The organism is Aestuariivirga sp., assembly GCF_044239095.1.
GTDB lineage: Bacteria > Pseudomonadota > Alphaproteobacteria > Rhizobiales > Aestuariivirgaceae > Aestuariivirga.
This window is the reverse complement of the sequence record NZ_JBIICB010000272.1, coordinates 1-5,663: the sequence shown is the minus strand read 5'-3', so window position 1 is coordinate 5,663 and position 5,663 is coordinate 1. Positions and strand designations below refer to the sequence as shown.

The window sequence follows — 5,663 nt, the reverse complement described above, 5'->3', positions numbered from 1 at the left end:
CGGCGCCGACATTCCCATTCAGCGCTGCCAGGTGCACAAAGCCCGGAACATCCTGGACAGGCTTCCGCCGGAGTTGCACGCAGGCGTTCGCCGGACCCTCCGTCAGGCCTGGGAACAAGACGATCCCGTGAAAGCCGAGCGTCTGATCCGCAGCCTCGCCCAGCGGCTGGAACGCGAGGCCCCGGGCGTCTCCCAATCCATCCTCGAGGGTCTGGACGAGATCCTCACCGTCAACCGGCTTGGCCTGCCTCCGGACCTGCGCCGTTCGCTGGCCTGCACCAACATCATCGAGAGCATGAACAGCGTCATTCGCCAGGTGTGCCGGAATGTGAAGCGCTGGCGGGATGCGAAGATGGGATTGCGCTGGACTGCGGCGGGCATGCTGGAAGCCAAGAAGGGCTTCAGGCGCCTCAAGGCCTACAAGCATCTTCCGGTGCTCAAGGCCACCCTTCAAAACCATCGTAGCGCTCAATCAGCCACCTCCGTAGTTGACCGACTTTTTGATGCGGCATAACGTTCAACCAGCAACGCTAGCCTTAGCATTTTCAAAAGAGTTCGGGACATCTCCGTCTGATCAACTGGACCCTGCTGCGGGTAAGGGGTAGACTTTTGGGCAAAAGAGCTTTATGATTATAACTCTTTGCGGTCATGGCTCACGTAAATAGCTAATTACTCATGATCGTTAAGCTGCTCAATTTTTCGAAAACATAAGAGAGGTTGCATGACCGTGAAGTCCTCTAAGCATACTATTCGGGTGAGAGGCGATTGGTTGCGCATAGGCTATCTACGACTAAACGAAAGCCAGCTTGTTGCGATAAAAGCTGAGGATATAAGAAAAAACGGCCTTCATCTTGAATATGTTAATCCAAGCGCTTGGTGCGCAGAAGTTGCCAGCTCCGGTGATGAGGGGTTTTATGGAGCTATATCTGTTTTTGCGGACGGCAAGAAAGTCGCCGCGGTGTTGCCGGAAAAACCTGCAGGCGAGGTGAATTTGCTTAGCAATATAAATGTCAATTCAATAGTGTGCATTGACCCTTCTGATGCAACCGAATACACAGCCGAAATAGATGGTCAATTTGACATAAAGAAACTCTCTGTAACTTGGGAAACTTGCCCGATAGGCATTGGCCGTCCACCGTACGTGCTCGGTTCCTTGATCTACGGAGATGTAGAGTTTGAGTATGATACTGCCGGAGGTGGGTATCCAGAATTTGTCTTCGTTGATGAAGGTGGTGTCCCCCGGGATATTTTTGTCCACGAGGACGATGATGGAGGCGGTTGGTTTTCAACTAATGACCCGTCTGAATTTGAGGAAACGGAAGACGGTGAGGTATAGTAAGCCTACGAACTGACAGAGGACGATAAATAGGCCAGGACGCCCTCCGGACCGACATTACCCATACATTCGCGACCGGCAAGGGCCGCGCCTATGTCTTCATCGCCGTCGACCATTGCTCGGGCGAGCTGATCGGAACCCATGCTTCTTCCAGCGCCAGCCGCTGGGAGGCGCTCGAGCCGATCCGGCAGGGGGCGGCGAAGCACTTCGGTGCGGTGACGGAAAACGTCGCGGCCGGTCTGATCCTTCGCCATGACAACGGCTCCAACTATCTCGCCGATGAATTCCGGGACGAGATCGAATTCCTCGGGATCGAGAGCTCGCCCGCCTTTGTGCGTCAGCCAGAGGGCAACGGCGTGGCGGAGAGGGTCATCAGGACGCTGAAGGAGCAACTGCTCTGGGTCCGGTACTTCCCGACCATAGAGGCACTTCGCAAGGGGCTCGCCGAGTTTGCCGATCTCTATAACGCCTCGTGGCTGCGAGAGCGCCATGGGCACAAGACGCCCAATCAGATCAGGGCCGAACAGAAGGCCCTTGCATCCGAGGCCGCCACGGAGTTCAGTTTGGCAGCGTAACCGGCGCAGTACGCTGTCTCATAGCCGTGCCCCGGTACACTCACGAGTCAACCGCGCGCCCACCCTTCTGGCGCGGCTGCCTTCGTTGATCAGCAGGCCGGTTACTGAGCACGGGTTCGGTGATCACGTTCCGGACATCGCGTGATGCTCAGGGTACGAATCCTGCAAACGCCCGGAGCATGGATTGAACTCCCCGAGCCAACGGCTCGAGGAGAGCAACGCCAGCTTCATTCCGAATTTCTGCATCGACCGCGACATCCCCTTAAAGAATTGGTGTCCAGGGAAAAGGGGGCCAGTTCTATGGACAAGCTGCCCTTGGGTCGCGTATAATATTTTTGAGTACGTGAGGTAAGCGAGGGCGAGTTCAGTAACGCCTGCCAACGTTAAGCGGCACTCGGATCCGAAGAAAGACCACGCGCATGCAGCTTTACAATGCAATTACAATCGCTTTGTCAGAACGGCAATTTGAGGACGGTTGCATTCGCCTGCATGACGGACCTGATCCTCAATCAGACCCTGTGATTGCGGGACAGATTGCCACGCCTACCCAACACAGCGTGGATTTCTTCAAAATTGCTTATGCGCCGCTGCTAGATGACGTCTGCACTGCGGGCAAGAGCGTGAAAGTTCTTGAGATCGGAGCAGGTATCGGCAACTGCACCTATGCATTCATTCGTACTTACCGCCCCGATTTATATGTAGCAAGCGAGCCATTCCCGGCGCTGCTCCCGACGCTGCGCAAGTGCTTGGACGAATTGGGATATCAGTTTCCCAAAGGAACTGCTGCAATCTGGGATGCGAATTGCCGACCGATTTTGCCACAGCAAGCTTTTACAGTCGTCGTAGGCAATTCGGTTTTACATCACATCACCCGATGGCGCGAGGCTCTCGACTATTCCCTGTCCTTGCTCGAAGATGATGGCGCGCTGGTTTTCGGGGAACCTAACCATGAAACATGGGCGGTGATCGTTTCTTTCGTCCGAGCGTTTAACCTTTCAGACGCCATTTCGGTGGAAACGAAACGCCGCCTGGACGCCTATGTTAACGGCCTCGAATATCGATTTAGGATCAAAGACAATCTGCAGGCCCTATCCTCGCTCGAGGACAAGCACATCTTTTCCTTCCGCGAATTGATGGACTTTGCACAAAGCCGCTGCGTCTTTCTTTCGATCTCCTCGCAAACGTTGGATTTCCAGACATCTTTTGTGCGCCAGGTCATGCCACTTATGGCGACACCGGCCGACCGGGAAAAACTTCTGTCCTTCGCAAAATCGGTTGTGTCACCAGGATTGAACGGGACATTGCTTTCCGATTTCTTTGTTTTCAGTATGAGAAGGACAAAAGCGAGTTTGGCGGCAGTGTCCGAGACTGATCGCGGCATGGATCCCTTGGCATGACGCACGTACCCGATCCCCAGCTTTGGGAAAGTTTCTTTGCGCTTGATACTGTCGGGGCACTTAGGCGCTTTTCACTTGGTCTTGATGGCTCCACGCCAGAGAAATCCGTGCTAGCCTATTACATATCGACATGGTCGGCATTTATCGATTCCAATGACGAAGCGGCATTCGTTCCGGTAGCGCATCTGTCAGTAGATCGTTCGGCGGTGAAGTACGGCAACGCTCCGGTGATTTTCGAAGGCTCGAACCTCTGGGCATGGAAGCCATATTTCACGGCCGAAGCATTGACACAGAAACTGCATGATCTGGAGCATTTGATTGTCCAGAACCGACACTCCACCCCCAATGCGCACATGACCTTGGTGCTGATACCAGAGAAAGACCATGTGATCAGCCGCTTCATGCGCAAAGAAACTCGCTTCAATTCCTTCGACAGGGCGGCGGACGAGCTTTCCGGGCGCCTGGCGGCGCGGGGCATACCAACGATTTTTAAACAGCCATTTATCGAAATTGATCGTTTCCTGACTCGAGGTGACTTTGATTATAGCGACAGTCACCTCCCTGCGCAGTGTTATGTGACGGTCTTCGGCTTCGTGCTTGAGGCGCTGGGCATTTCCTGGGCTTCGGTCAGGAACCGAATTGGATTGCAAAAAATGCCTAATTTCGGCGATCTTTCCATCAAGTTCGGAGACCGCCAACCAACGCAGGAGCTTGCCTTCCAGCCCTGTATTTCTGGCGCTGCCTCGAGCCAGACGGCTGGAACCGCATCGTTTGTAGATCCGCTGGGCAACACTTGGCAGGAGTTTCGCAACGACCAGGCACCGATTGACCGGTCAGTCTGCATTCTTGGGGATTCGCACAGCTCTATCTATGCGCAGCGGAAGCTGACCTACCTTTTCGCTGAAACGTTTCGTCACACCCGCTTTGAGTGGAACCCCTGCAGCATACGTAAGAAATCTGATGTAGCCGCCTATGATTATATCATCCTCGAAATCAGTAGCCGTTTCGTCGTATGAATAGACAAATTTTTCTTCACGTGGGGTTTGCCAAATGCGGTTCAACTTCGCTGCAGGCTGCACTCTCCTCTGCGACTGGCGTCCTGTATCCGACCTCGGGCAGACATAACGGCGAGCATCTGTCCTTTGCGTTGGGTATACGCGGCATTGATAACTGGACCAGTCAGTTTTTTGACCAATCCTGGGTCGATACGGAGAACGCCCGCCTTATGCAGGAAATCCATGCAGGTACCGGCGTAGCCGTAATGAGTTCCGAGCGCCTTGCCGCGAGCACGCAGGAGGAGATTGAAAGGATTGCGGACGTTCTAAGCAGATTTGACGTTCGCATCATTATTGTCAAGCGTGAACTCGAAAGTTATATCAAGTCCACTTGGCGCCACTCCGTCTTCTTCCATGATTTCGCTGAGGGCTACGAAGTTTTTGTAGAGAGATTTAAAGACTTCACCTTCGACGAGATCGAAGACAGATTTCGCGCCATTTTTCCACTGCACAGCTTTAACTTGGATGCGCCTAACTATGGCGAAGAGATCGGGGCGCTGCTAGGGACCAAGCTTAACATTCCAATCCAGAACGTCGGTGTGCCAATGGCTTTAGCTGAACTACTTCAGAAGACGCATGCGCTGCTCGGAACGGAAGAGTTCAAGAAGCGGTTCGATGCAGAAACCAAACAGTCCATGCTGGATGTCTGGAACGGGACGACAGAACGGTTGATCCAAGCTTTGGATGCGGACTTGTTCTGATCCTTGTGTCAATATGTGTCTTCACGTCAAGAGACACTCATATTTACGAGCTAATGCCAAGGGCGCTTGTGCCTGACTCACGGGGGATTCCCCTGAAGTTGGAGTTCTGATTCACTGGGCGCGAGGAGGATTCGCGCCATGCCATCAGCAGTACCCTTACGGACGGATTTTTCAGCTCGTGAGCTTCGCCAGTTGGCGAAGCAGTCTCGGGACAACAATCAGAGCCGGCGGCTGCTTTCGCTGGCGGCGGTGTTGGATGGGATGAGCCGCGGCGAGGCAGCTGTGCGTGCTTGGCAGCTTTAGAGCATCGGTAGCTCAGTTGGAATCGAAGGGGATTCCCAAATCAGTTAATAGGTGGTTCAATGTTTGCGGAGGTGATCCGTCATGCCGCATCCTTTATCGAACGACCTGCGTGAGCGTGTTGTGGCCTTTATCGAGGCGGGGCATTCCCGCCATGAGGCGGCAGCCCCAATTGATACCTCGGTGTCCTTCGCTGTGAACTTGATGAAGCTGTGGCAAGAGACGGGTTCGGTCGAGCCGCGTCCGCGCGGTGGCTTCCGGCACGGCAAGCTGAAGCCGCAACATGACGTCATCCTCAA

The 5,663-nt window shown here is 54.1% G+C and carries 6 protein-coding genes and 1 pseudogene; all 7 read left to right on the top strand.

Annotation, left to right across the window (positions count from 1 at the left end):
• Nucleotides 1-514 (top strand): transposase (locus tag ACILRA_RS18820; protein WP_395663598.1); only part of this gene is annotated, 514 nt, incomplete at its 5' end.
• A 207-nt stretch (nucleotides 515-721) separates the two neighbouring features.
• Entirely contained in the window at nucleotides 722-1,336 is a 615-nt protein-coding gene (locus ACILRA_RS18815; protein WP_395663597.1) for a hypothetical protein, read from the top strand.
• A gap of 29 nt (nucleotides 1,337-1,365) precedes the next feature.
• The gene (locus ACILRA_RS18810; protein WP_395663599.1) at nucleotides 1,366-1,911 is read left to right on the top strand and encodes a transposase; all 546 of its coding nucleotides are present in this window, start codon (nucleotides 1,366-1,368) and stop codon (nucleotides 1,909-1,911) included.
• Between the two features lie 419 nt (nucleotides 1,912-2,330).
• Nucleotides 2,331-3,308, top strand: a complete 978-nt coding sequence (locus tag ACILRA_RS18805) for a class I SAM-dependent methyltransferase (protein WP_395663596.1) — start codon at nucleotides 2,331-2,333, stop codon at nucleotides 3,306-3,308.
• The gene (locus ACILRA_RS18800) at nucleotides 3,305-4,324 is read left to right on the top strand and encodes a hypothetical protein (RefSeq protein ID WP_395663595.1); all 1,020 of its coding nucleotides are present in this window, start codon (nucleotides 3,305-3,307) and stop codon (nucleotides 4,322-4,324) included. Before ACILRA_RS18805 ends, ACILRA_RS18800 begins: the two co-directional genes overlap by 4 nt.
• On the top strand, nucleotides 4,321-5,064 hold the full coding sequence (locus tag ACILRA_RS18795) for a hypothetical protein (protein WP_395663594.1): 744 nt from the start codon (nucleotides 4,321-4,323) through the stop codon (nucleotides 5,062-5,064). Before ACILRA_RS18800 ends, ACILRA_RS18795 begins: the two co-directional genes overlap by 4 nt.
• A 384-nt stretch (nucleotides 5,065-5,448) precedes the next feature.
• Nucleotides 5,449-5,663, top strand: a pseudogene (locus tag ACILRA_RS18790) (IS630 family transposase); the annotation flags it as partial.

Excerpts from the sequence above, each read along its gene's own strand:
- ACILRA_RS18795 (WP_395663594.1), top strand. The coding sequence starts at position 4,321 with ATGAATAGACAAATTTTTCTTCACGTGGGGTTTGCCAAATGCGGTTCA.
- ACILRA_RS18815 (WP_395663597.1), top strand. The coding sequence starts at position 722 with ATGACCGTGAAGTCCTCTAAGCATACTATTCGGGTGAGAGGCGATTGG.
- ACILRA_RS18800 (WP_395663595.1), top strand. The coding sequence starts at position 3,305 with ATGACGCACGTACCCGATCCCCAGCTTTGGGAAAGTTTCTTTGCGCTT.
- ACILRA_RS18805 (WP_395663596.1), top strand. The coding sequence starts at position 2,331 with ATGCAGCTTTACAATGCAATTACAATCGCTTTGTCAGAACGGCAATTT.